The organism is Rhodopirellula sp. J20-39, assembly GCF_057365095.1.
The window spans coordinates 6229069-6254444 of sequence record NZ_CP195123.1 but is presented as its reverse complement, the minus strand read 5'-3'; the positions used below and the strand labels follow the sequence as shown (position 1 = coordinate 6254444).

General features: G+C 54.8%; 25 protein-coding genes and 1 tRNA gene. 12 read left to right on the top strand and 14 right to left on the bottom strand.

What is annotated here, in order from left to right; translation table 11 throughout:
• Positions 1 to 262: 262 nt before the first annotated feature.
• On the bottom strand, positions 263 to 478 hold the full coding sequence (locus ACR3ZL_RS22815; RefSeq protein ID WP_473650790.1) for a hypothetical protein: 216 nt from the start codon (positions 476 to 478) through the stop codon (positions 263 to 265).
• A gap of 240 nt (positions 479 to 718) precedes the next feature.
• On the bottom strand, positions 719 to 1120 hold the full coding sequence (locus ACR3ZL_RS22810; protein WP_473650791.1) for a hypothetical protein: 402 nt from the start codon (positions 1118 to 1120) through the stop codon (positions 719 to 721).
• Between the two features lie 299 nt (positions 1121 to 1419).
• Between ACR3ZL_RS22810 and csrA the strand changes: the two genes are divergently transcribed.
• Positions 1420 to 1614 carry a carbon storage regulator CsrA gene (gene csrA / locus ACR3ZL_RS22805; protein ID WP_283430504.1) on the top strand — a complete coding sequence of 65 codons (195 nt, stop codon included), beginning with the start codon at positions 1420 to 1422 and terminating at the stop codon, positions 1612 to 1614.
• Positions 1615 to 1873: 259 nt separating this feature from the next.
• Positions 1874 to 1946: transfer RNA gene (locus tag ACR3ZL_RS22800), tRNA-Glu, on the top strand.
• 188 nt (positions 1947 to 2134) lie between these two features.
• Here ACR3ZL_RS22800 and ACR3ZL_RS22795 read toward each other — a convergent pair.
• From ACR3ZL_RS22795 to ACR3ZL_RS22780, 4 genes are all read right to left on the bottom strand, one after another.
• The gene (locus ACR3ZL_RS22795; protein WP_473650792.1) at positions 2135 to 4588 is read right to left on the bottom strand and encodes a coiled-coil domain-containing protein; all 2454 of its coding nucleotides are present in this window, start codon (positions 4586 to 4588) and stop codon (positions 2135 to 2137) included.
• 44 nt (positions 4589 to 4632) lie between these two features.
• A complete protein-coding gene (locus ACR3ZL_RS22790) occupies positions 4633 to 5043 on the bottom strand; it encodes an ExbD/TolR family protein (RefSeq protein ID WP_473650793.1) in 411 nt (136 codons plus the stop codon).
• Complete coding sequence (locus ACR3ZL_RS22785) at positions 5043 to 5996, bottom strand: MotA/TolQ/ExbB proton channel family protein (RefSeq protein WP_486172989.1); 954 nt, start codon at positions 5994 to 5996, stop codon at positions 5043 to 5045. The genes ACR3ZL_RS22790 and ACR3ZL_RS22785 overlap by 1 nt, the downstream gene beginning before the upstream one ends.
• Before the next feature lie 366 nt (positions 5997 to 6362).
• A complete protein-coding gene (locus ACR3ZL_RS22780; RefSeq protein WP_486172988.1) occupies positions 6363 to 7823 on the bottom strand; it encodes a hypothetical protein in 1461 nt (486 codons plus the stop codon).
• A gap of 276 nt (positions 7824 to 8099) precedes the next feature.
• Here ACR3ZL_RS22780 and xseB point away from each other — a divergent pair, with 276 nt between their 5' ends.
• From xseB to ACR3ZL_RS22755, 5 genes are read left to right on the top strand one after another with little or no spacing between them, the layout of a single operon-like run.
• Positions 8100 to 8573 carry an exodeoxyribonuclease VII small subunit gene (gene xseB / locus ACR3ZL_RS22775; RefSeq protein ID WP_473650796.1) on the top strand — a complete coding sequence of 158 codons (474 nt, stop codon included), beginning with the start codon at positions 8100 to 8102 and terminating at the stop codon, positions 8571 to 8573.
• 6 nt (positions 8574 to 8579) lie between these two features.
• On the top strand, positions 8580 to 9569 hold the full coding sequence (locus ACR3ZL_RS22770; protein WP_486172987.1) for a polyprenyl synthetase family protein: 990 nt from the start codon (positions 8580 to 8582) through the stop codon (positions 9567 to 9569).
• Positions 9566 to 11506 (top strand): 1-deoxy-D-xylulose-5-phosphate synthase, encoded by a 1941-nt coding sequence (gene dxs, locus ACR3ZL_RS22765; protein WP_473653479.1) that lies wholly within the window; start codon positions 9566 to 9568, stop codon positions 11504 to 11506. The genes ACR3ZL_RS22770 and dxs overlap by 4 nt, the downstream gene beginning before the upstream one ends.
• Complete coding sequence (locus ACR3ZL_RS22760; protein ID WP_473650797.1) at positions 11503 to 12402, top strand: NAD(+)/NADH kinase; 900 nt, start codon at positions 11503 to 11505, stop codon at positions 12400 to 12402. Before dxs ends, ACR3ZL_RS22760 begins: the two co-directional genes overlap by 4 nt.
• Positions 12403 to 12417: 15 nt before the next feature.
• Positions 12418 to 13056 carry an RluA family pseudouridine synthase gene (locus ACR3ZL_RS22755; RefSeq protein ID WP_473650798.1) on the top strand — a complete coding sequence of 213 codons (639 nt, stop codon included), beginning with the start codon at positions 12418 to 12420 and terminating at the stop codon, positions 13054 to 13056.
• 52 nt (positions 13057 to 13108) lie between these two features.
• On the opposite strand, the gene ACR3ZL_RS22750 is transcribed toward ACR3ZL_RS22755, so the two are convergent.
• The 8 genes from ACR3ZL_RS22750 to ACR3ZL_RS22715 all read right to left on the bottom strand — a co-directional run bounded on the left by ACR3ZL_RS22750 (position 13109) and on the right by ACR3ZL_RS22715 (position 20187).
• Positions 13109 to 13594 carry a hypothetical protein gene (locus ACR3ZL_RS22750; protein WP_473650799.1) on the bottom strand — a complete coding sequence of 162 codons (486 nt, stop codon included), beginning with the start codon at positions 13592 to 13594 and terminating at the stop codon, positions 13109 to 13111.
• Positions 13595 to 13602: 8 nt separating this feature from the next.
• On the bottom strand, positions 13603 to 13794 hold the full coding sequence (locus ACR3ZL_RS22745) for a hypothetical protein (protein WP_473650800.1): 192 nt from the start codon (positions 13792 to 13794) through the stop codon (positions 13603 to 13605).
• Positions 13795 to 14108: 314 nt separating this feature from the next.
• Positions 14109 to 14366, bottom strand: a complete 258-nt coding sequence (locus tag ACR3ZL_RS22740) for a hypothetical protein (RefSeq protein WP_473650801.1) — start codon at positions 14364 to 14366, stop codon at positions 14109 to 14111.
• A gap of 147 nt (positions 14367 to 14513) precedes the next feature.
• On the bottom strand, positions 14514 to 16076 hold the full coding sequence (locus ACR3ZL_RS22735) for a HEAT repeat domain-containing protein (RefSeq protein WP_473650802.1): 1563 nt from the start codon (positions 16074 to 16076) through the stop codon (positions 14514 to 14516).
• Complete coding sequence (locus ACR3ZL_RS22730) at positions 16069 to 16500, bottom strand: hypothetical protein (RefSeq protein ID WP_473653480.1); 432 nt, start codon at positions 16498 to 16500, stop codon at positions 16069 to 16071. The genes ACR3ZL_RS22735 and ACR3ZL_RS22730 overlap by 8 nt, the downstream gene beginning before the upstream one ends.
• A gap of 115 nt (positions 16501 to 16615) precedes the next feature.
• Complete coding sequence (locus tag ACR3ZL_RS22725; protein ID WP_473650803.1) at positions 16616 to 17422, bottom strand: hypothetical protein; 807 nt, start codon at positions 17420 to 17422, stop codon at positions 16616 to 16618.
• Positions 17423 to 17714: 292 nt separating this feature from the next.
• Complete coding sequence (locus ACR3ZL_RS22720) at positions 17715 to 18893, bottom strand: trans-sulfuration enzyme family protein (RefSeq protein ID WP_486172986.1); 1179 nt, start codon at positions 18891 to 18893, stop codon at positions 17715 to 17717.
• 1 nt (position 18894) lies between these two features.
• A complete protein-coding gene (locus tag ACR3ZL_RS22715; protein WP_473650804.1) occupies positions 18895 to 20187 on the bottom strand; it encodes a trans-sulfuration enzyme family protein in 1293 nt (430 codons plus the stop codon).
• A 309-nt stretch (positions 20188 to 20496) separates the two neighbouring features.
• Between ACR3ZL_RS22715 and ACR3ZL_RS22710 the strand changes: the two genes are divergently transcribed.
• The 5 genes from ACR3ZL_RS22710 to lptE all read left to right on the top strand — a co-directional run bounded on the left by ACR3ZL_RS22710 (position 20497) and on the right by lptE (position 25374).
• On the top strand, positions 20497 to 21876 hold the full coding sequence (locus tag ACR3ZL_RS22710) for a hypothetical protein (RefSeq protein WP_473650805.1): 1380 nt from the start codon (positions 20497 to 20499) through the stop codon (positions 21874 to 21876).
• A gap of 324 nt (positions 21877 to 22200) precedes the next feature.
• Positions 22201 to 22548, top strand: coding sequence for a hypothetical protein (locus ACR3ZL_RS22705; RefSeq protein ID WP_473650806.1), 348 nt, complete (start codon positions 22201 to 22203; stop codon positions 22546 to 22548).
• Positions 22545 to 23573 carry a DNA repair protein RecO gene (recO, locus tag ACR3ZL_RS22700; RefSeq protein WP_473650807.1) on the top strand — a complete coding sequence of 343 codons (1029 nt, stop codon included), beginning with the start codon at positions 22545 to 22547 and terminating at the stop codon, positions 23571 to 23573. Before ACR3ZL_RS22705 ends, recO begins: the two co-directional genes overlap by 4 nt.
• An 11-nt stretch (positions 23574 to 23584) precedes the next feature.
• Positions 23585 to 24832, top strand: coding sequence for a tetratricopeptide repeat protein (locus ACR3ZL_RS22695; protein WP_473650808.1), 1248 nt, complete (start codon positions 23585 to 23587; stop codon positions 24830 to 24832).
• Positions 24833 to 24849: 17 nt separating this feature from the next.
• A complete protein-coding gene (gene lptE, locus ACR3ZL_RS22690) occupies positions 24850 to 25374 on the top strand; it encodes an LPS assembly lipoprotein LptE (RefSeq protein WP_486173605.1) in 525 nt (174 codons plus the stop codon).
• The last annotated feature ends 2 nt before the right edge of the window (positions 25375 to 25376 follow it).

The following is a 25376-nucleotide window of genomic DNA, read 5'->3' as shown; positions in this document are numbered from 1 at the left end:
CTGAACTCGTTTGACTCGCACTAGGTACCTGCGAGAAGACTCTTACTGCCTCAGTGTCCAGCAATCTACGAGTCTTTGCTAGCAAAATAAATGAATCGCTCGGTGAGCACTGTTGTGGCGATTCGCGAGACATGGGGATTGGTGCCTCGCCGCATTCAGTGGCCATGTTCGGCGTTCAACGCCGACCAACTAATCTGAACAGAGTCTGTCGATTTAACAACGCCGATCGTAACTGAGTCGATCGGAGCGATATCGATAAGAACTAGGCAGCGTGCGAATCGAGCTCAAGTGCTTCGAGCAGGTTTGCGAAACGTTCGTTGGCGGCTTGGCGACGCTCGATTCGCTCTGAAACACTCCAGCTACTGCGGATGTTTCGAACGCGGCGAAGGATCTCGACGTCCGACAAAGTTGTCTCATTTTGAGTCGGTGCGATGGCGTTTGAGATAACTTCGTTAGCTGGGGCAGTGGCGGTGAACATGGTTCTTCTTCCTGAAAAAGGTTCGTGATTAGGCTTGAGCCTTTCAGTTGGCTCAGTCATTTCGACCCTGGAGGTCGGGGTGCCGGTTGTCCGGCGATCCAGGGTATTGCATTCGGTGTGCCAAAACCTCGTTAGCTAAGATCGAAATGTTCCAGGTTTTCGGATTGAAGCCTGTTGTCTTCGCGTTTTTTCCGGTAATTCCCGTTGATCTGGCCTCCGAACAAATCGAGGGACGTCGCTCTACCGCTGGCTGCTTTGTTTCCGGCCGCTGGCCGATTTCCACTCTTTTTCAAAGTCTTGTAAATTTTGCCACCGCCGCTCAGGCAAACGCATCAGCATCAATTCATCGAGTTCGCCCCATGTGAGGAAGAGTTGTCGAAGACAATCTGCGAAACGTTCGGTTTGTTCTTGGCGATCCACGCGACCGTGAAGGTCGACGTACTGTACTTCCTTGCCATCGTCGTAAACTGTTCCATCGATCTGCCAGCCTTCGGCCTGATTCGCCCAAGTCAGCGAACCATCCCACTCGAAAAAGAGTCCCTCTAAAGCCGTCATCGGTTCGACGACTTGTTCAAGCGATCGCCCTAGAGGTGAACCTTGGTTTCGGTAGACGTACGCGTGAAAATTGAAGAAAGCGGGCATTAGATCGCATTTGTCGTAAGGAAAGAGATTGAGCACCGGTGGTGATCAACTTTGTGTCGAAGCTGCCAAATTGGCAAGTTGGCTGGTTTAGGAGTTGTTTGCGAGGCTGAATACTGCGGAATGTAGATTTTTCCCCGTTTGTCAACCCGGATTTCCTTGACCGCGACAAATTTTGTCCTAGAGTTGAGTCCCCAAGGATCCCTGTCCGTACACGAACTCTTCGATCTTTCCTCCCCCAACCTTTGTGTTAAGAAGATCGCTAGTGAGAGGTGTTACGGCCTTCGAAAAGGAATGAACCCATGTTGGTTTTGTCAAGAAAGAAAAACGAGAGCATCGTCATCAACAACGACATACGAATTGTCGTGGTTGAAATTCGTGGCGACAAGGTCCGCCTCGGTGTGGAAGCACCCCGTGAGGTGCCAGTGCATCGCCATGAAGTCTATGAAGCGATTCAACGCTCCAACGAAGCTACCGATACATCGGTCGAAAGTTAATCGACGTCTCTGTGAAAGGCTGCTTAAATCGGATTCCCTCCCTTATGGATCCTCTCGCAGCCGGAAGGGATCGTCTTAAAGCCCATCAAAAATGGGATCAAATGCCCCAAATTCACGATTCGTGACGTGCGTAAGACGTGTATTTATGTGGGCTAAAAGTTAATTGACATCAGTTGCATGGGCACCCTTGACGTGCCGTCACTGTGTTCGCTAAATTACGCCCGTCGGTGAGGTCGGACGCACAGTTCGCCACATCTCCGGCCCCTTCGTCTAGCGGTCTAGGACACTGCCCTTTCACGGCGGCAACACGGGTTCGAGTCCCGTAGGGGTCATCAGATGACCAATCATCGCAAATTGAAAGCCTGCAAGACCTTGTGTTTTGCAGGCTTTTTTCGTGCGCTGACGAAAGACCAGCGGAATGTATGGCGCGTGAAGCGGACGGTTCGCCTCTTGGATCAGTTGATCTGAATGGCTGAATTGGGGGCGATCAGGTTTTATGCCGTTTGCTAGTGCTTTGTGCCTAGTTCAAACGGGCTGGTGCTTGGCTATCTAAGTGCAAACAGAGGCTGAACGCCCAGGGACCGTTCCCATTCTCGATTCGGTACAGCACTTTGTTGTAGCCCGCATCGAAGCGGACGCGACGTAGACCTTCGTCGATTCGCCACATCTTCAGCACATCGCTGCTGGACCAGACTCGGACATCGTTGATCCATAAGTCCGAGCGGTCGTCGCTCCCGACGGCGATCCACACGTCGGTGGGTTCGTCGAAGTGAAGCTGCGTCCAGGCATAGTAGATGACGTACTCACCCTGAAGATGCCGTGGTTCAATCTTGGGAGTGCTCGATTGGTAGAATCGCCAGTCAATTGCGTCGGGGCTCGCTTGGCTACGATACTTCGCATCTAAGTCGACCATGCTTTCAGGAGGGAATTGTTTGTGGATATTCGTTCGGTTGGTATTGTCGAACGGACCCAAGATGTACCAAGAATCCACGAAGGTCCATCCGGATGTAGGGGCACCTAAACGGGTGCTGAATCGGCGAGTGGGTGATGCCGATGCCATATCTTGTGGTGCTGGCGGTGCTGGCAAACTCAGTTGATCGACAACGGTGGTGTCCGGCAACATCGTGGCCGCAGGTGTTGGCAAGGATTTTGTTGAGCTTTGTTCAGGACTCGGTGACGATGAATTTTTGCGTTCGCTTCGTTTGGCCATCAACGACGTCATATCGCTAACGGCTCCACTAATGTCTTCGGCTGATTGGGATTGTTCCTCGGCTGCGTCCGCTTGACGCTCCGCCAAGGTGATCTGCAGCCCTTCTTGCTCAAGTCCTTGGGCGCGGGCGAGTAATCCGCGAGCGAATTCATCCATTGTTTTTGATTGCGATGCCGCTTTACTTAACGTATCGATTTGACGCTGCATCTCTGCTTGAGTTCGAGCGGGGTGGTCCAATGCAGCTTCGTCTAGATCGGGCTGTTGCGGTAACGCGACGCTGACCAGTTTCCGGGCTTCGGCTGGATCGATTGATTGAACGAGGGCCACGTCGGCGGAGCGGATGTCTTTGAACCGTTGCGATATTTGTCGTTCCAGCTCTTGCGCCCGTTGAAAGGTCGCTTGGGTGGTTGCGAGTGTGTTTGCTGGCGTCGTTGATTGCGACTCTTCATCGGTTGGCGATTGAAAGTTTGAGGTCATCGCTTGGCTTGCTGCAATTGCCAATTCTTGAGCGATCCTCGCTTGAGCAAGTTGTTCTTTGGCTTCAACGCTCGCTGCTCGCAGACGGGCAAAAGGTTGAGCGAGAAGAGTCTCCTGCGCAGTCGCTTTTTGTTGAGCCTCTTTGAGCTGTGCTTGCGAAGTTGACTTTCGCTGCGACAAGGTTTCGATTGGGCGACGAATCGTGGGGAGTTGATGCTCCGCAATTTTGATTTGATGCTGGGCGGTGTTTGCTTTTTGTTTTGCTTGATTGACTTGACGGCTGGCGTCTTGCTGAGCTTGACGCATCGATTGTTCAGCTCGCCTTGCTTTATCAAGCTTTTGTTGGGCGACTTCGGTGTCCGACTGAATCTTCTTTTTTTGCGTCGATTTGAATTCACGTAGTGCATCAGCGACTTGATTTCTGGCATCGGTGAACTCTTTGTCGGCGGTCCGTTTGGCGGTTTCGGCATCCTTAAGGTTTTTCGTTTCCAATTCGAAAGCCTTCTTGGCGACTTCCACTTTTTGGGCAGCATCGACGAGTTGTTGTTCTCGGTTTGCGATCTCGCTTTCAATCTTTTTGACCTCTGAACTGAGGCGAGCGAGCATTGCTCGGACGTGCGCTATTTGGTTGCCATGACGTCCAATTTCATTTCGAGCGGCGGCGGCTTCGCGATCCTTTGCTCGTGCAGTCGCAAGAGCTTGGCTTGCCGTTACCTGCATTTCAACGATGGGAGCCAGCGCGTCGGTGGAATGTCCAATAAGTGCTTGCGCCGCCGCCATGACCGCAAAGGAATCTTCGGCGATCACTTGTTCTTGGATCGCTGCGGTCCGAGCTTCGTTCAATTGGTCTTCATGGTTCGCGTCGGATGCCGCCAAAGCTTCATCGATCTTTTCGAGTGCTCTTTGTTGCGCTGAAATCGCTTGGTCATACGCAGCGGAGAGATCTTCGGGGGCCGATGTGGTTTGTTCTGGGTAGGCTTCTCGAAGTTGATTCACCCTGGACTCTTCAAGCTTCTCCATCGCCTGTAGCGTTTCTTCTAACGATCTGACCGAATCGATCATTTGACGTTGATGCAGTTGGCGTACTTTCTCGCTGAGCTCTTCTAGGCGGGCGGCACTGGTAACGCTTGCTGGATTCGCGTTTGCATCGGTATGGGGATCCACGCCGGAACGTAACAGCAAGACGATCGCTACGAAGATGCATGCGTGAACAGTCAGCGATCCGAGAAGCCATCTCGATTGCGAGACAGCGTGCTGTTGACTGGGGTTCGACGAAGATGCCTTCATATTGCGACCTAGAACGGTGGGCGGTTACGAATGCGTATTGGCGACTAGTGCGAATCGGCGACGCGAACCGCTACGTTCGAAAGTGATCGTAGCTTTAGGGCTTCGAGTACTTCGACGACATGTTCGAAGGGCGTGGAGCGATCGGCGTCGATGCGGACGGGACGGTCAGGTTGTTCCGACGCAACTTGATCGAGTTGACGCATCAAGACACCCGGCGTTGCCATGTTGCCGTTGCAGTAGGTGAGGCCGGCGGCATCGACTTCGATGATGAGGGTTTGTGGATCGACTGCCACCTCAACAGCTTGGGTTGCGGGCGGCAGTTCGATGGGGAGTTGTCGATCCAACTTTTTGAGCGTCGTCGCGACCAGAAAGAAGATGAGTAGCAAGAAGACACAGTCGATTAACGGTGCCATTTGCGGTTCGATGGATTCCTCTTCGATGATTTCGGTTCTCATCAGACCATCTCCGCCGTGGCTGCAGTTTCGAGCGGACCCGGTGACGTGGAGATGTCTCCGGGAGCAGTCTCGCCGGAGACTGTATTGTCGGAGGCAGTCGTTGGTGGCGCTAGGATCAACCAATCGCTAATGAGCCCGCTGGCCGCTTGGTCTAGCGACGCACTGCCGAATCCGATTTGGCTTTTCAGACACTGATAGATGAACACCGCCGGGATCGCGATGATCAAACCAACGGCCGTTGTCACCAGTGCTTTGGCAATGTCGTCGGCAAGAATCGAGGCGTCGCCCATCGATCCAGCGACCGCTACGGTTTCAAACGCACCGATCATTCCCAACATCGTTCCGAGCAATCCTAACAACGGTTCGAGAGTAGCGACCAATGCGATTGGGAAGAGACGCTGCATGTGGCGGCGAATCTCTCGTGCCGCTACATCTCCCGCGAGTTGGGACACGACTTGGTGGCCAGCGGAGCGATGCCGTACGACCTCCTCGATGACAAGTCCTAGCAGGCTGCCGTTGTTGCGTGCTGTTTGAATGAGTTCGTCATACTTCCCTTGCTTCCAAAGTCGGTCTGCGTTCGCGATCAGCCCCGGCGGTACCAGGGCACTACCTCGAAGATGAACAAACCGCTCCAATGCCACCGAGAAGCCGACGATCGAAAGCAGTATCTGAAGGACCACGACGATCCCGCCTTGGCGTAGCTTGTGGATAAGTTCGTCGAATGCACTCGCCTCTGCCGTAGCGGAGGCTATTTCAGCGGACGCTAGCTCGGCAGTGGTTGTCGTCGATACAGCAGACGCCAATGGAGTCGTTGATAATGAAGTGGCTTGAGGCTGTGAGTCCGATAGTGTGGTTTCAGACGCAGTGACTGGTGCGCACGATGCCGGAAGGCAATGGGTGATGACGAGGGAAACCGCCATCAAAATCACAGCAAGACGCATCGGAAACCTCATTGACGATATCTAAAGAAGACGACCATGCGTGCGGCGAACTTGCCTTAGTTGGCAACCAAGGGGAGCATGGTACCCGCCAGGATAGATTGTTAACAATCTGCAGTCAAGGTAGAGGGCCGGGATTTGCGGGGAAAGAAGTTCTCTTGCTGTGTCCTGACCAATTGAATCGAGAGCCTTGCGGATCGAGAGCCTTACGGATGCGGAGGGGCTCAATCAACGGCATCACTGCAATCGGAATGCGGGTGCCGAAGCTCGACCGATCGCGGGCTCGATGCTTGCGTACAATCAGCGTTTAGGCCGCTGACGGATAGAGAAGGATCGTGATAGGACCGATCCTGTTTGGGCAAGATTGCGAGAAACGGGTGGTTAACCGTTATCGGTGGTGCCGATTCCCAGTTCCGCCAACCAGCGTCGGCCGGTTTTGGCTGGTGTGGGGTTGTCGCGTTTTTCTCGCTGAAGATCTTCGATCTTTTCTTCCAACTGCTGAGTGCGTTTGGCGAGTTCTTGGCGTTCGCGTGACAGCTTAGCTCGTTCCAACGACGCTTCGATTTCGGCTTGGCGGAACTTGTCTTCCCAGTCGCTTTTAAGTTGCTGCAAACGCTCACGCTCTTCCATGACCAGTTCGTCGGAGTCGACGAGGCCGGCGATCGCAGCGGCGCCAATTGCGATTCCACCGTCACGGGTTTCGGATTGGTTTTGCAGCAGCATTTGCAGTTCACCGATTTCCTTATCGCGAGCACCAATCATACCTTCGAGGCGGCTGATTTGATCGACCAATGATTCAATGAATTCCGCAGGCGTTAGCTGGACCGGTTCGGCAACATCCTCGCATTGGACGACGGCGTGTTGTTGTGCCTCGCCGGAGAGCGATTGCACGAATGCATCGGCATCGAACGAGTCTTCTTCCATTTGTCGTAGGATTAACGCTTTGCGGCTTTCCCACGAAAGTGATTCGTCAATTCCTTGATCAGCTTGGACGGTTTTGTGAATGCTCGATTCGGCGACTTGGGTAGCCAGAGTGTTGTTCTGGTGCCGGAGTTCTTCGTTTTCCTGCCAGGACTTTTCCAGCTCGTCGCGAAGCTGTTGAAGTTCTTCGGTGTGGTCAGTATTGCTTGCCAAGGCGGTTGCAAATCCGTCGCCAATCATGCCATTGGTCATCAACTCGCTCGTTGGCTGAGTTTGATTCAATTGGCCTTCAATGGGTTGGCCCCATTGGTCCAGTCGCATGTCGAGATGATCGAAACGCTGCAGCAGTGTTTCGAGTCGCTCGATAATTTCCGGCGATCGATCAGGTTGCGTTGAACCAGAAGTCGTAGGTTCTGGCAAAGGAATCGACGCCATTTCCTCATCGAGTGCATAGGCTTCCGCATAGGCATCGTCGGCGAAGGGAGTCGCTTCGTTGTCGATGGTGGTGTTAGCCAGGAAAGCAGCCTCATTAACAAATGGTGCGGCGGCTTCGACGTTTTCAATTTCGTCGGCGGCTTCTTGGAATGACGAATCCGCTACGGGCTCGATTGGAGTCTCGATGGGCTCCGGCTCAGGATCGGCCTCGAGCGTTTCCATCTGTTCCGCGATCTGATCGGCGAGAATTTCCGCCTGGATGTCCGCGCAGTTAGATACAGGAATCTCGACCGACGCTTCCAAATCGTTGGCTTCGGTTAATTCGGCTGGTTCGGAGTCGATTGGTTCCGAATCCATTGTTGATGGAGCCGGCGCATTTTCAGTGCAGGCCGGATCCGAGGTGGCGTCCGTGTCGCATGTGTTGGTGTCCTCGCCGTCTAGATTGTTGGCTGGATCCGTATCGGCGGTTGCCTTGGCTTCATTCAAGCCGTCATCGGTCAAACCCGTCTCGATTGAGGCGGGATTGTTCTTTGGTCGGGATGTAGTTGATTTACAACGATTTTTCCGACGAGAGCGAGATTTCCGATTTGAGCGAGTCATTCCGTGCGGCAGACGTGCAAATATGAAAAGTGAGTCGAAAACGAAAGCAGTGCCCTGGAAGGACCCCACCCGGTTCTGTCGCGATCAATGGACATGTTGCTATACTGCAACCAAAGACGGACCTACAGAAAAATGGTAGGTCACAAAACCTGCTGAAGCAAAATGACTCGTGATGAGCTTGATGGATTGGCCAAAGTAAAACCCTCCGCCGACACCCTGGACACCGATTCGGGTGATCTCGACGCATCTGTACAGATTCAATCCCAGCAAGCGGAGTCATCCGAATCGCAATCCGAGGGGGAGAGTTCGGTCGATTTCGAAACCGCGCTTGGCGAGATCGAGAAGATTGTCGGTGCATTGGAGTCAGGGGAGCTGACTCTGGATGATTCGCTGACCCAGTACGAGACCGCGGTCGCGAAAATGCGGCAGTGCTACCGTTTGCTTGAGGTGGCGGAACGCAAAATCAGCATTCTGGCCGGTTTTGATGCGGAAGGTAATCCAATCAGTGAGTCCTTCGATGATGGCGGCGGTAATCGCTCGGACTCGGATTCGTTGATTGCGAAGCAAAAGAATCGTGGGCGGCGACGTGGCGTGGGAGCCAGCGGTCTGGCCGATGCGTCGCAGGACGAGGATTGAACCGGAATGCTTGTTTCAGATTTTTTAGCCGAATATCGGCCTCGGATCGGCGATGCATTGGCGAGTGCCTGCGACTTTGAAAACGTTGCTGGGGACGCATTGAAATGTCCCGACCGCTTGCGTGATGCGATTCGTTACGCACTGCTAGCTCCTGGAAAACGGTTACGCCCGACCTTGGTATTGATGTCCGCAGAGGCATGTGGCGGAACGATCGAGAACGCGATGCCGGGAGCGGTTGCCGTCGAAATGATTCACGCCTATTCGCTGATTCATGACGATTTGCCCGCGATGGACGACGATGACTTACGTCGAGGACGTCCGACAACTCACATTCAATTTGGCGAAGCGACCGCGATTCTTGCCGGTGACGCATTGCAGGCGGAAGCCTTCGCTCATTTATACCGTCACGTTAGCGATCCATTGCGGGCGGGGCGGATGATCGGTGAACTGGCTCAAGCGGCGGGTGCCTCGGGACTGGTTGGTGGCCAGGAAGACGATCTGGCGGCCGAAAACGTCTCGATTCAGGACTTCCCGTCACCTCGCGAGGCACGTGAACATGTGGAATTGATCCACCGTCGAAAGACCGGAGCGTTATTCGTTGCAAGTGTCCGACTCGGTGCAATCAGCGCCGGTGTTGAAAACCACATAATCGATGCTTTGGGGCGTTACGCCGAAGCTTTCGGACTTGCCTTCCAAATCACCGATGATGTTCTGGACTACACTGCCACCGACGAGCAACTTGGCAAACGAACCCAGAAAGATATGGGCCGCGGCAAACTGACTTTTCCCGAACTGATGGCGGCGGAGGCAAACGCTCGCGACGATCAGGGGAATCTTGATGTGAGCGTCGGCATCGAAATGGCGCGTCAACACGCGGCGGCAACCATTCAGCTAGCCCACGAAGCGTTGGGGGCGCTCTCTTCGCTCGAACTTTCGGGGGCGTCGACGGATCGGTTGCATATAATGGCGGATTACATCTTGGAGCGAACGACATGAGCCAACCGAACTTACCCTCCGGCCAATCGGCCCAATCGAATGTGGAACAGCGACACCCTCTGTTGGCGGGTTTAACCGATGCTCGCGATCTGAAAGATCTGTCGTCGGAAAACTTAGAACAGGTTGCGGTTGAGATTCGCGATGTCCTTTGCAACTTGTTGGCGACTCGTACGGCTCACTTCGCTTCAAACTTGGGCGTTGTCGAATTGTGCTTGGCATTGCACTCTGAGTTCAACTTCCTGTCGGACCGTTTGATCTGGGATACCGGTCATCAAATCTATCCCCACAAATTAGTCACCGGCCGGTATCACCAATTCGAGAGTATCCGTACTCGCGGCGGTTTGATGGGTTACCCCAATCCGCAAGAGAGCGATTACGACCTTTTCATGACGGGCCACGCTGGCAGCAGTGTTAGCACGGCGGTTGGTCTGCGCAGCGGCGATGTCTTGGGTGATCAATCGGATCGTCGAACCGTTGCGGTGATCGGTGACGGCGCGTTCCCCAGCGGAATCGTCTTCGAGGCGCTCAATAATGCTGGCGAGCTCGGCCAGGACCTGACGATTGTCTTGAACGACAACAAAATGTCGATCTGCCACCGCACCGGCGCCGTGGCGAGCTACCTCGACCGGCTGCGTAATAACCCTTTCTACACCGGGTTGAAACACGAAGTAGGCCGGCTGCTGGACCATGTGCCGATGTTTGGCGATCCGGCTGAACGGTTGCTGGCGCAAATGAAAGAAGGCGTTAAAGCGGGGCTGTTGGGCGGGATGCTTTTTGAAGAACTCGACATTCGCTATATCGGCCCGATCGATGGGCACGACATTCCGCTGATGCGGAAGTACCTGAAGATGTGTAAGGAGATCTCGGGGCCAGTGTTGTTGCACGTGGTGACCGAGAAAGGTCACGGTTACAAACCCGCTGCCGAAGATCCAGTGTTCTTCCACACTCCGCCAGCATTCGAAGATCGCGGCGGGAAACCGGTCACACGTGGTAGTGAGGGACGTCCGCCGTACACAACACATGCCCGCGACGCGATCGACGCGGCCATGAAAAGTGATCCGCGGGTAACGGTCATCACCGCTGCGATGTGTCAGGGCAACAAACTCGAACCCGTTCGTGAAAACTATCCCGATCGTTTCTTCGACGTCGGAATTTGTGAATCGCACGCGGTCGCGTTTGCGGCGGGGCAGTGCAAAACCGGCATGCGGCCTATCGTTGATATTTACAGTACGTTCTTGCAACGCAGCTACGACCAGATCTTCCAAGAAGTATCGCTACAAGATTTGCCAGTCGTTTTCATGATGGACCGCGCTGGATTGACTGGTCCGGATGGACCAACACACCACGGTGTGTATGACATCGGTTATATGCGACTGTTCCCTAACCTTGCTCTGATGGCGCCGGGGTATGCTGCTGAACTACCAATGATGTTGCAGGCCGCTTTAGCCTATGACCATCCAACTGGCATTCGTTATCCGAAAGCTTCAGCACTTGAGTTAGACCACACGCCCGAGCCGATCGAAATTGGTAAGTGTGAGTGGATTCGCCAAGGCTGCGACGGAACGATCGTGGCTTACGGGGCGATGCTGGAACAAGCGATTGCTGCGGCGGAAAGTCTCGAAGGCGAATTGAATGTGGGCGTCGTCAACGCTCGATTCGTCAAGCCGATTGATCACGAGATGGTTCATCAAACTCTTTCGGGAGGGCGTTTTGTCGTCACGCTGGAAGAGGGCACGATCGTCGGTGGATTTAGTTCGGCGTTCCTTGAATCCGCCGCCGAGCAGCGGCTCGACACGCGACTGATCCATCGTTTGGCATTACCGGATGAATACATTCAGCACGGTGACCGCCCAGACTTGTTGGCGGACCAATCGCTGTCGCCAGATGGAATTGCGGGCGTATGCCGAGACGCCGCTGCTCAAGTGAGCGTTGGATGAACCAACCACCAGCAACTCCATCAGAAGACATGCCTAACTGGTGCGGTTGCGGCACACCGCCACGGGTGATCGTTATCGGAACGCCGGGGCGAAAACGTGTGCAAGAAGCGTGGCAAAAGCTCCAGCCGGTGATCCAAGCACACGCTACCTTGGTTGCCGAAGACTTTGAGTTTTCGCATGAGTTCACCGGCGATGATGCGGACTTGGTGATCGTCATCGGTGGTGATGGTTCGATTTTGCAATCGGCGCGTCAGATGGGTAACCATCAAGCACCTGTCTTAGGCGTCAATTGCGGTCGGCTGGGTTTTTTGGCCGCATTGTCACCCGATGACTTCTTGCAGGCTTGGCCGAAAGTTTGCCATGGTGATTTCAGTGTTGTTGATCACCTTATGCTGCAGGTCCAAATTGTTCGTGACGACAAAGTCGTTGCCGAACAACTTGCTTTGAACGAAGCCGCGGTGATGGGCGGACCACCGTTTAGCATCTTGGATATTGATCTATACGCTGACGGGAATCTTGCCACCCAGTACCGATGTGATGGGCTGATCATTGCAACACCCGTTGGTTCGACAGCACACAGCCTTTCGGCGGGTGGCCCGATCTTGCGACGTCAGTTGCAAGCGTTCGTGATCTCACCGATTAGTCCACACACACTTACCTATCGGCCTTTAGTCGACTCGGCTGATACTCAATTAGAATTGGCCGTCACCGAACCGCACTCGACCACCAGTATCGTTGTCGACGGTCGTATTTTGGGTGCATTGCAAGCCGGCGATCGCGTTCGAGTTCACCGAGCGCCGGTCAGCTTTCGTATGTTGAGTGTCCCGGGCCAGAACGATTACCGGACGCTTCGCGAGAAGCTTGGATGGGGTGGCTCGATGGAATTGCGACGCTAAAGAGTTCGAACGCTGATGCACCTGGACATTCTATGGCGGTCGCGTTCCGCAATCGCAGTCGACAAGCCGGCTGGTTTGCCAACGACTGCGCCGCCGGGGATTGCGAGTGTTGAGTCGACGGCACGTGACCAATTTGGCGACTTGGCTTACTTGGTCGCGGTGCATCGTTTGGATCGAGATGTGAGCGGCGTGGTGTTGTTGGCAACGACCAAAAAAGCCGCTCGATTGTTATCGGAGCAATTCGCTACGCGAAAGGTGAAGAAAACGTATCACGCATGGGTTCACGGTAAGGTCGAACCCGAGCCTTCGAACTGGCAGGATTTTCTAGCAAAGTGTGCTGGTGAGGCTCGCGGAGAGGTCTGTACCGCGGAGGACCCGCACGCGAAACAAGCGGAGACGGATATCGAGATCATTCGTTATCAGGATGCCAGTCGTGCTACCTTGTTGAAATTGTCTCCCGTGACTGGCCGGATGCATCAACTTCGGTTGCAAACCGCTCATCGAGGACATCCCATTCTCGGTGACCCGTTGTATGGGAGCCCGCAGAGCGACATTCCGCTGGCGTTGTTGGCGAAGAACGTGCAGTTCTATGATCCAACGTCCGGTGCATCGGTGACGGTGGAAACGCCGCGAGAGCTTTGTCCGCCGTCGTAAGTGCAGATGGCAGGTGAAAACGCCTTGATAAGACGAGCATCGTTCGCAAACGTTAGCACGCGTTTGGTGTCTGCGCGATCGTGATAGACGAGGGGCGACTGCGAAGCCAATCCAGGGCAGATTGCACAAATGCATCTGCGTCCAAACCGATTGTTTCGATCTTCGCGTTGGGTTGCGATAGGGCGTCTTGTAATTCGTTCAGTGCTTGGCTTAGTTGGCTCTGAACCGCCTCGAATTGCTCGTCCGTTAACGCTTGTCGCAGAAGCGAGATTCGTCCTGCCGCGTTGACAGCCCGGACCAGTTCACAAAGTTGTCCTTGCTCAGCCGCCAATTTCTTCCCATCAACATACGCACGGCGGAGTTCGCCGCTCGAATTGAATTGGAAGACTGGATCCGCATCAACGTACAGGCTGACCGACGAATCCTTCCGCCAACCGATGATCCACTGCTGAAAGTTTTGCCCGGTAACTCGCCCGCGTTGAGGCAAGTTGGCACTTTCAGCAAGTAGATCTTCTCGATCGGATTCGTGGATCGCCATCGGCTATTTCAGGGAGTTCTTTTCGAGTCGCTCGATTGAGCGTTAGATGCGGAAGATCGCTTCGATTGGTTGGCGAAGCGATTCGATTTACTGGAGTGTTGTGGATCTTCCTTTTCGTCCCGTTTGGCGACTCGGGCGACCTTGTAAGTCAGGCCGTGGACAGTTTGGATGAAGGTGGGGGCGTGAATGGGAGCGAACATCGTATTACTCTCGGCTGGTTTTGGATTTGGCGATCTCTTCTGAACAATAAGTAGCTCATGGAACTACTTTTCGACTGATCCAAACGATGAAGCAATCGCGATGCCAACAAGTTGTCCAACTTCGGTAATGGCGAATCCGGTTGTACCGATTAGTTGGTCTCAACAGGGCTGTTTGGCACTTAGGCGGCTGCCAAGGCGAGATAAGGCAACGTTAGTGGCAGGTCATATCGATGCCAAAAATTGCTCGATGCACTCGATTTGACCGCGCGTGAGACACCTAGCGGGCACCATGCCCAAATTCACAGCAAGATCGCCTACTCGCCGCCAGAGCTCGCTTCCGGGTCGTGCAATGCCTGGTCAGCGGCACGAACCTCTTCCGCAAAAGTTTGCATCGCTGCTGACATTCGAGTCAGGGTTGGCGTCAGCGTATTGAGCGATTGCTCTTCAAAACGTCGCGCGGGTTCGTCCCGCCAACCCTCTTTGGTTTTTTGCCATTGGGCCGTGAAGTCGAGGAACTCTTGGCGAATTCGGGTCTGACTTTCGTACAGTGGTCCTAGTGGTAACGGGTTCATGTTGGCAGCCTTGGTGGACGCGGTTTGGCCAGTTGGAATGGCGCAGTTTGAATTGCCCGGTTTAAAATGCCCAGAGGATTCACTCTTGGGGTCAAAGGCTAGCTAAGAGAGTAGCTGCCGTTGTGTTGTCGGGTCCTGCTTGAGGGCCTAAATGCCTTGCGGGTTGAACGTCCGCAGCATCTTTCGTCCTTTGTACAAGTGAAATAAGTCTTCGCTTTGCGGCGGACGCATCCGTCCGGCGGTTGGCAAGTCCATCGTTTCCAGTCCATCGGTAACCACCAAGCATTCGGTGCCGTCTCGTTTGGCCGAGAACACGGTTGCCGTTTCATCCAAGAAGAAACCCAGTAGGGCCAGCTTCAAGTCTTCGTAGCCGACACGTTGCAAATAGGTTTGCATGGGCTCGACCAAACGATGTTGGGCATCGTTGAGTTCGTTGGCTGGGACGGCAAAGATGTCGTCGTGTTCGGCATGCCATCCGGCGTAGATGGCGTAAATGTCTTCGGGTGGCAAATCGGCAACATCAGCGGACAATGCAAACGTGGTGGGGCCCGCAATCCCGATATTGCTGTATTGTCGCTCGCCGAAGTCGTATTGGAAACGAACTAAGAAGACGTCTACGGGATCGTGATAGCTAGGCCACAGGATCCGCCGGGAATCCACTACTTCCACGCTGGTAGGCGGTACGCCCATTTGTTGTGGCTGAGATAGCCAAAGGGCCAGTTCCGCTTCTGCCGTGGCGCTCGGTTGGCGATAGACTTCATCGATTCGATCGCCGAAGCCAAGTTCGTCGGAATACGCGATTGCTCGTAAACGTGCCGAGGGTTCTTCGGCGAGTGCAATCAAATGCTGCACTCCCACGCCTTCGCCAAGCCTGGCAAGTGCGCCAGCGGCCTCGCATTGAACCCGGCGATGTCTGAGTTCGGCGGCTTTGTTTAGTTCGCCAATCGAAGATGGGTCTCCGATCAAGCCTACCGCGTCACAAAGTGAAACCGCCAGTGCGACCGCTTCGCCTAGAATGGCTTGGACTTGGTCAACGTCAGTTCCGAAACTACGCGGGTCCTCTTCAAAACGTCCCAGGCGAGCAGCCACTGATCCCAACAACGCATTGAGTGCACCCACGCGATCGGTCGCCGGATGTTCTTTCACACGTTTGGAACGAGTCAGATGTCCCGCCAGATCTAAGACGGGCGCTGCCAATGCGGGTTCGTCCAAACGATCGAGCAAACGTGGGAACAACGCCGCAACAGGCCAGTCATCGTGTTGCATCAGCGGGCTTAGAATTTGGCCCGCCGCCATCCAGCCACGAGGCGGGCAATCGGCCAATACCTGGTTCAAGCTTTCGAGTGACTGCGGCGTGCGCATCATCGCCAGTAGCTGCATCAGTAGGTGTCGATTGGACACTTCTGGCGATAGCCTGCTGGCGACGAGGACCACCCAGTCGGTCTGCAAGCGTTGGAGCGACTCGCCGCCGTTACTGAGACAACGAATATGAATCAATCGTAGCAGTCCACCCATCAATGCGGGGTCAGCGTCGGGCAATCGCTCGGGCTGGGCCGCTAGGCAACCGATAATCTCGTCGCCGCCAACTTGTTCGTCATCGGCCAAGGCTTTTAACGCCAGACCACCTTTCACGGGATCGACTTCGGGAGTCAATAACGTTTCAAAGATCTCTTGCGATTCCGATGTGGGCTGATTTTCTGGATCACTCATTTTCAGCCTCGCTGGCAGGTTGTTCGTTGTCAGGGGTGTCACTACCACCGGAAGAGTTGGGATCGTAGGTTAGGCTATCGTCAATCGCGTCGGACCATCCGAGGGACTTGATGTCATCCGCCGTGGCCCAGCGACTGACCGTTGGATCGTAGAGTCCGAACTGGTTGATCGGTGACTTGGGATCTTCGGCATCGGCGTAAACATGGACGCCTTCGGTATTGGGCTGCAGCCAAATCGCCTCGCATTCGTCGCAGATGACCAACCCATATAACAAGCTTTCGGTCGATTCGAAATAGGCTCGCACACCACACAAACCACCGCCACAGATTGGGCAAGCGGACACGTGATACCTGAGTTTTTCACCGGCGGAAATCGATGAATGATTCGAATCGGATTCGAATGGTGGTTTCCGTTTAGGTTCCATGCGTGTCACGATGATTCGGCTTTTGAAAAAGGTGTCTTGAATTTTAGGCGGCGGCAGCGATGCACTGGCTTAGGCCACAAGGTCTTGGGTGAAGCGGCGATGCGTGGCGAACCGGCTATAGGGGAAAGGCCGTGATCACACGTTTGCCTTCCAGCACCAATCGAATACGACGCGCCATCGGTTTGCGACGTTGGTTGCCGTCCCGTCCACCGATGTAGCCGACGCGTTTGCCCATGTCGACGGTGTAGATGGTGCGATTACCATCGACTTGTTTGGTTGTCCGTTTTTCCGCTTGGGCATTCAGGTACGCTTTATCAATCGACTTCAGGGCGCCTTCCATACCACCGTCAAAGACACCGTGCTTGCCAGGACGACTGGGTTGGTCGGCGGTGTGGCGTTTGAGGTGTTCGAGGCGATGTCCCTCGGCACTGCCGGGCGTGTATTGCAATCCCGCCGGCGACATGTAGCGGTTACTGCCATACTCCTGTAGCAATCCGTACTTCAGTGATGGATCGGACGCGGAGTCTGGCGACGTATCAGCTTTCTCGGTAGCTGTCTTAGCCGGCGACATCCGATCGGCTAACGGGCCTCGTTTGGCCGACTGGGCCGACTGGGCCGACTTGGCCGTCGTGGACTCGCCCGGCGGTCTCGATTTGGATTCGGCAGCGGGGCTATCCGCTGCGGTGGTGCTTCCGCGATCTGAATTCGCGGTCACGAAAGCTTCCGAAGGCGGATTCACCTGCGTTGGCTTTTGAGGGGCGGTCGAGCCGCCGCGATTGACATCGTTTTCGGAAATCGCGGGAAGATTCCAGCCGGTCGCCTCATTGATTTGAGGCCGCAGCATGGTGTAGCCGCCGATCAAGATTGCGATCACGACCCCGGCGACGGTCGTTTTCTTCTTACCAGACGAGTGAGCAGCCATGAATCATCAAATGCGAGAAAAGTCAGAAGGAGAACGCAGGCAATTGTCCGCGTGCCCATGAAAGTAGCACTTTGCCACACCCATCGCCAACCGGACAGTGATTATGGCAAACAGCAAAAGAGCACCTGCCTGGACAAAGCGAGGACGCAATTAGGACAAAGCACCGCGTGCCGGAGTCACTTAACTCGTCTCGAAGGAGGTTCGTTCAGGCCGATGTGAAAATCGCGGGCCACGTCCCACGGAACGAATCGCCAGTTAGGTGCCCACAGGGATGCCTAGGCCTCAGTGATGCTTAAGAGCCTTCGATTGTCTCAAAAGCGGACAAAAGATCAGCCTGCAAGTCTTCGACATCTTCCAGTCCGACAGACAACCGGATTAACGAATCCGTGATCCCGTGCTTGGCTCGGGCATCGGGAGCGTACGACGCGTGCGACATAGTCGCCGGTTGTTCGATCAGTGACTCCACCGCGCCCAGGCTGACTGCTAAGTGAAACAGCTTGGTGGATTCACAAACTCGCTTGACCGCTTCCAGGGAAGCGTTTAGTTCGAACGTGATCATCGCGCCGAAGCATTTTTTTGCAGGAGCCCGATCTGGGTCGAATAGATTCGACGCGAGTGGGAACTGCGGATGCGATTTCAAGCCGGGATACAGCACGGTGCGAACCAGGCTCAACGATTCCAGCCACTCCGCCAAATACATCGCCGAACGAGATTGTTCTCGCACTCGCAAGTCCAATGTTTTCAGGCCACGAGCGACCAGGAAACTGGTCATCGGATCGAGCACGGCCCCAGTCGCGTTTTGGACAAAATACAGTCGGTCCCACAATTCCTGATTGGCGACCGAGAGCGTTCCGCCCAAGCAATCGCTGTGGCCACCTAAGTATTTCGTCGCGGAGTGCATGACGATATCGATGCCCATTTGCAGCGGGCGGATCAGCACGGGGGTGCCAAACGTGTTGTCGACACCCGTCAAAATACCTCGACGCTTCGCCAGCTTCGCAATTTCAGGTAGATCGACGATCGACATCCTTGGATTGCCAATGGACTCCACCCAAATCAGTCGCGTGTTTTCGCGGATTCCGGCTTCGACGGATTCCAGATTGGTCATGTCGACCATCGAAACCGTAATCCCAGCGGCATCACAAATCTGGTGCAACAAGCGGTAAGCACCGCCGTACATGTCGGCGCCTGCCAAGACGTGATCACCGGACCTTAGCAGCATCGTTACCGCATGGATCGCAGCCATTCCGGAACTGAATGCTAGCGATCCGCAACCGCCTTCGAGCGATGAAAGTGTTTCTTGAAGTGCAGACCGAGTTGGGTTGCCGCTGCGTGAGTAGTCGAAATCTCCCCACTGTCCGGCACCCGGTTGTTTAAAGGTGCTAGCGAAGTGAACTGGACGAACAACCGCGCCGGTAGCGGGGTCCACCTCGTTGCCGACGTGGATTGCGCGGGTACGAAAACCGGACATCTTAGATTCCCCTCAGAGCTTGGTCTAAGTCGGCAATGAGGTCATCAGCGTCTTCGATGCCACACGAAAAACGAATCATGTTGTCCGAGATACCAAACGATTCACGCTGTTCCGGTGAGTAACCAAAGTAGCTCATCACCAAAGGTTGTTCGATCAACGATTCCACGCCGCCTAGGCTGGGTGCGATGCGAGCGATGCGAGTTCCGTCGACAACCTTGGCCGTTGTTTTCCAGTCAGCGTCTTTGACCGTGAAGGTAATCAACCCGCCGAATCCGCTCATCTGTTGAGTCGCGATCTCATGGGTAGGATGCGACGTCAGACCGGGGTAGTAAACACGGTCAACGCGAGGGTGGTTCTCTAAGAACGTGGCGACAGCCATTCCATTTTCGTTGTGCCGTGCCATCCGCAACGCGAACGTTTTTAAGCCGCGTTCGAGTAAGTACAAGCTTTGCGGTGAGTTCACGCTTCCTAGACAACCACGCAGGCTGCGAACGGGATCGAGCAATTCTTTTCGACCGCAAATCACACCGGCCAGCAAATCGTTATGGCCGCCGAGATACTTCGTTGCGGAATGCAGGACGTAATCCACACCGAAGTCAATCGGCTTCAGGTTCATCGGGGTTGCCAGCGTCGCGTCGATTAGAGTTTCGATCTCGCGGTCTTTGCCGATCGCAGCGAACTGTTCTAGGTCGACGCAAGTCAGATGCGGGTTGGTGGGCGATTCCGAAACCAGCATTTTGGTTCGCGAATTGATCGCGGCTTCCATGGCGGCGAAATCGCCAGTAGGAACTTGCCTCGTGACCACACCAAAACGAGCTAAGTGTTTCGAACAGAACTCGCGACTGCGGTGATAACACTGATCGAAGAAAACGATCTCGTCGCCGGCGGATAATCGTGTCATCAGCAAGCCGACGATCGCAGCCATTCCGCTGGAATACAAGATCGCGTCTTCGGCGCCTTCCAACGCTGCCAGTTTGGCTTCGACAACCCGTTCATTGGGGTTGCCGTATCGGCCGTATTCTTCTCGAGGTTTTCGGCCTTCGACGAAATCGAGCAGTTCGTCGGTGGACTCGAACGTGAACGTCGACGCGTTGTAAATTGGCGTCGCAATCGCGCCCTCTGACTTTTGTCGTCGTTCGCCACCGTGGACGCATCGGGTAGAAACCCCTGATGCCGGCTGGACGGATTCAGAATCGTTGAAAGAGGCTACTGAAGATGCAGTATCAGTTTGTGCGCGGTTGTTAGGCAACGCGCGTTCGGTGGAGTCCACCGAATCACTCAGATTCGTTTTCATTGAATGGCTTTTTAGCAGTGAGGCTGCAAGCGGCCGCAAATCCCTAATAGTTTGCGGGTCACAATCACGGAGATTGGGACCAGTACGCTGTCCAGGTTAGCCACCGACCTTGGTTTAGGCAACTGATTTTCCAGGTAAGAATCTCGTTGCATTCCTACTCGATGCCGTACAATGTCCCGAGACCTCCGTCTCTTCCCATCCCGCCAATTCTCTTCCCATTTCACCACTTCTCCTCCACTTCACTGTGCCGTCCGCATCGTCCCGCCAAGTCTTTCCTTGTCGAATTGACTGCAACCGGAATCCTTTTTAATGATTTTACGATTCATATTGCCGGATCTGAACTCGGTGCAGCGATGCAGGGGTTACCTGCTAACGGTGTTTGCATTGATGGTGGCCTCGATCGGGGTATCCAACGCGGTAGCCGAAGAACCGCCCGCGGCGGAAAAGACCAGCGACCCTGTTGACGTCATTCGAATTGAAAACCGGCCGCCCTTGCTGGCGGCTGAAATCGCTGGCGCGTACCGGTCGAATCAGTCCACACCGCAACCTGCAGCATCCGATCGTGATGCTGTTCTGGAATCCCTACGTTCTGACGAACCGAATACGGACCAGTCTGCGGATGCCCAAACGCCGTCCGCGGCGCAAATGCAGATTTGGGTTGAGCAGTTGGGCTCGACGGTCTTTGCATCGCGTGAGCAGGCGACTGCCAAATTACGCGAGATCGGACGTCCTGCACTGACAGTATTGCAGGACAACGCAGCGAACCATTCGGACATTGAAGTCCGCATGCGAGCTAACGATGTGGCTCAGGGGATTACCCAAAGTGAAACCGCCGGACGGATTGATGCGTTCTTGGCGGGCCAGGATGTGGGGCTAGAGGGTTGGCCATTGGCTCGTCAGATTTTGGGCGACGGAGTCCGAATTCGAGAAGTCTATGTCGATCTAGCCATGCGGTTGGAACCGGTCGCGAAAGCGTTGGCGGGTTCGGCCGCCGATCGCACCGCGGCTTTGCGACTGGCGATCAGCCAAATTCAGCGTGGCATGTTTGTTGAGCAGCGTTTGCCAACCGAGGCGGATGCGATTGCATTGCTGTTGTTGGTGAACGACCGAGATGTTCCGGTTAACGGCGTTGACGAAGGTGCCTTGTTTTCAGTGTTGCAGAAAGAGGTTTCCAGCATCTTGCTGAAGGATGCTCAGTTGTCGGTACCCTTCCGGCAGTTGTTGGCCGGATGGATGACTCGTGAAGATGTCAGCAACGCTCAAGAAATGTTGTGGTTTGCTATGAGCTGGGATTTGAAAGAATCGCTTCCGCTGGCAACGCATGCGATCTCACAATCCGACGACCCGGTCACACTTAGCATGGCCGCCCAAGCTGCCGCTCGATTTGGTGGTCCTGACGTCATTGCTTCGTTGCAGCCATTGCTCGAAGACGAGCGGCCAGCGTCGGAACAACAGTATTCCGCTGGGGCGATCGTGCAGGCTCAGGTCCGCGATGCTGCTGCGGCAGCGATCATCTTGCTTAGTGGGCGGAAATTAGCGGACTTTCAGTTCAACGAAGACGCTACGCATCCGCACTACGCCTTTATCGTTCAAGAGATCGGATTTCCCACCGAAGATCCGGCTCCACGTGAAAAGGCGTTGGCTCAAATCCGAAAAGAACTGCTGCCATCGGATGCGGACGCCAGCTAAATGCAGGGCTTGTCTAGAGTTCGGCAACAGCCAAAGCGGACATTTGTTTAATCTCAGCAGTCGTCTATTCTCAGCAGTCCCGTTTTCCGCGACGCTGTTATTTCGCGTCGCTGCTATTCCGCGGGGCCGGCGAACAATCGGCTTTCGAGGGAACAATTGGCTTCGGGCGACACGGCTTTGGGGCGACATGGCTTCAGGTGGCGTTGCCACTTGTTTGACGTGCACACTGGTTCGATGTGGTTTAGAGGATCGGCTTTGCTTGATAGGCTGACACGAAACCAGGTTTGACGACTCACAAATTTTCTTTTTGAAGGCTGCCCCGGCATGTCCCGACGCGAAAAAATCGAAGCCATGCTGGCTGAAGATCCAACCGATACTTTTTTGCGATACTCCCTAGCGATGGAGCACCGCAGCGAAGGTAACCACGAGGAAAGCATTCGTGGTCTGGGGGAATTGACGCGAGACGAAACCCCCTATGTGCCCGCTTTTTTCATGGCCGCCCAGCAGCTTGTCGATCTTGGCCGGATCAATGAAGGCCGCAGTCTGTTGCGGGCTGGTATCGATGAGGCTCGCAAGCAGGGTGATTCCCATGCTGCCGCTGAGATGAGTGAATTGCTGGCATCGCTAGGTCAATTAGGCGAAGCCCCTGACCAGGACGACGACGACCTTTGAAATCGGCCCCCTACGCCAAGGACCAGTCTCGCAACCACGCGACGACTGCGATCGTATTACGCACGATTGAGTTCAGCGAGACTAGCTTGATCGTTCATTTGTTGACTCGGGACCTGGGCCGAATTTCGGCTTTAGCCAAGGGGGCTCGGCGTTTGAAGGGCCCCTTTGAAGGGTCGCTGGACCTGTTGAGCGTTTGTCAGGTGGTTTTGATCGCCAAGTCGGGCGACAATCTGGATCTATTGACGGAGTCCAAGCTACGGCGGCGGTTTCGGGGGGGCGATCGTTCGCTTGAACGCACCTATGCCGGGTACTACTTGGCGGAAACATTGCGTTATTGGCTGGATGACAACGAACCCCACGAAGAACTTTTTGACCTGACCCTGGCCGCGTTGGGGTTGATCGATGGAGAGGGGCCGGTTGCTGCGACGCTGTTGGCGTTCGATTGCCAGTGCCTTCGGTTGCTCGGCCACGCACCTGCGACGCGGCAGTGCACCGTTTGTGGCGTGAAGCTGGATTCGAATGCGGCAAACACCAGTGCTCCAAACCCCGGAGCCACCAATTCCGGCGGCGTACCGGCGGCGATTTCGACTCAATCCAGGCCTCGTCGATCTGGCGATCGGATTGCGTTTTCTCTGGACGGTGGTGGAGTGGTCTGTGAAGTTTGTCGACCGCGGCAGTCGTCGCTCGTGTTGGTCAAACCAGCCTTGATTGAGGCCTTGGATGTCTTGGTTCGCTCGCCGCATTTGTCAAACGACAGCCCGTTAATGGAAAGTCCGTCACCAAGCGATTCGGTTCAAACCACAAAATCGCGAGATTCCGGTACGGCCCCAGAACCCGTTGCGGAAACCACCAGTCCCCCCACCGCGGCCCGGTCGACGTTTCCGTTGCGTTCGCTGTTGCCACAGGTGGTCGAAACTTCGTATCCCGAATTGCGTGGGTTGGTCAGTCGGTACATGCAAGTACTGCTTGGACGCGAGTTGCGGATGCAAGCTTACCTTCCCACGGATTTTCAAACTCGCCCGTAACGGATTGTTTCATGGCCGCTTGGCTTGCTCCATCAACTCGGCACTCGTCAATTTTAAAACGAGTGGTTTTGCTTCAGTGGATCGCTGTTTCACTTGCTTTAACGCAAGCTTCGGTCGTCCAAGGACAAGACCCTATCGACAATTTGTGGCATTCGACTCAATCCGCAGCCGATCGAGTTTCACGATTCTTGACGGGCAAAGAACAAGCCAATGCGGTCAAAGCGAAAGAGCTATACCAAGAAGGTGACGCTGTGTTCCGGCGGGCCGCCGAAGCGGCGGGCCAGGTCGCTCGCGACGGCGAGACCGAAGGCAGTGAGAAAAAAGAATTTATAAAAGCAGCCAAGCTTTTTCGTCGGGCTGCCGAAGCGGAACCTGGGTCGGCGCTGTCCCAAGATGCCATGTTCATGCAGGCCGAGAGTCTGTTTTTTGCCGATCAGTTGACCGAAGCGACTGACGTTTATCAAAGCTTACAAAAAGACTATCCGCGAAACCGGCATAGCGACCGGATCGCCTCGCGATTGTTTTCCGTGACTCAGTACTGGATCGACACCGAAAAAGCATCCGAAGGAAGCTGGATGCCGATCAATCTGTTCGACCCCACACGCCCACGAATTGATGTCGATGGGCACGCGATCCGCGTCCTCGATTCGATTCGCTATGACGATCCCACCGGTCGCCTTGCCGATGATGCCACGATGGCCGCCGCAGCGGAGCATATTCGTCAAGGCGATTTCGAAATGGCCGACGAGTTTCTGACCGATCTTCGTGAAACGTTTCCTGACAGTGAGCACTTTTTCCTTGCTCACATGCTAGGAATTCGGTGCAAGCTGGAGGTTTATGCTGGACCGGAATACAGCGGTTTGATGTTGGAAGAGGCCGAAAAGCTGGTCCAGCAAACTCGAGAGCGATTCCCCAATAAGTTGCAAGACAAAGAGACCGGTGACATGCTTGCTCGCGCCGCTGCCGAGGTCGCCTATCGGCACTCCGAACACCTTTTCACCCGCGCACAATACCGCGAAAAGAAGAAAGAGTATCGTGCCGCGAACGAGTACTATCAACGTATTTTGGAAGATTACCCCAACACGCCGCTGGCTGAAAAAGCTCGAGAGCGATTGTTGAAAACATCCGGTCTGCCAGCTGTTCCGGAAAAGCGTCTGACTTGGTTGCGAACCGTCTTTCCCGATAGCAAACGATCCAGCCCGCTGGAATTTAGCTTTGAATCGCCAACGGGCGAAAAGCGGGAGACCATCCTACGGTGAGCCGGTGTTCATCCACGATCGCTTTGTCGTTTTGCCTCGTAACCTTGCTAGGAATCGTTGGGCAGTGCGGTTGCGCTCCTTACCAGTTCGGCAACGCGGCGATGTTCCCGCCGGGAATCCGTACGGTTCACATTCCGATCGTGCGTGATGCCACATTTCGGCATGACCTGGGCGTCCAGCTTACCGAAGCTTTGGTTCGGGAAATCGAGCTGCGAACCCCGTATAAGGTCACTGCCGACCCGATGGCGGATACCACGCTTCGCTGTGAAGTGATTGGCGAAACCAAACGGGTGTTGACCGAGACAACGGAAGACTATCCGCGAGCGCTCGATGCCGCGGTTCAGGTTCGTGCGTCTTGGACCAACCGAAACGGTCAACTGTTGCTGAGCAATTCCATTGTGCCAACTGATGACTTGACCATCCTATTTAGTCAGGACGAGCGGTTTGTGCCCGAGGCGGGGCAGTCCGTTGATACGGCGATGCAACAAGCAATCGAGGACCTTGCCGGTCGCATTGTTAGCCAAATGGAAACCCGCTGGTAAAC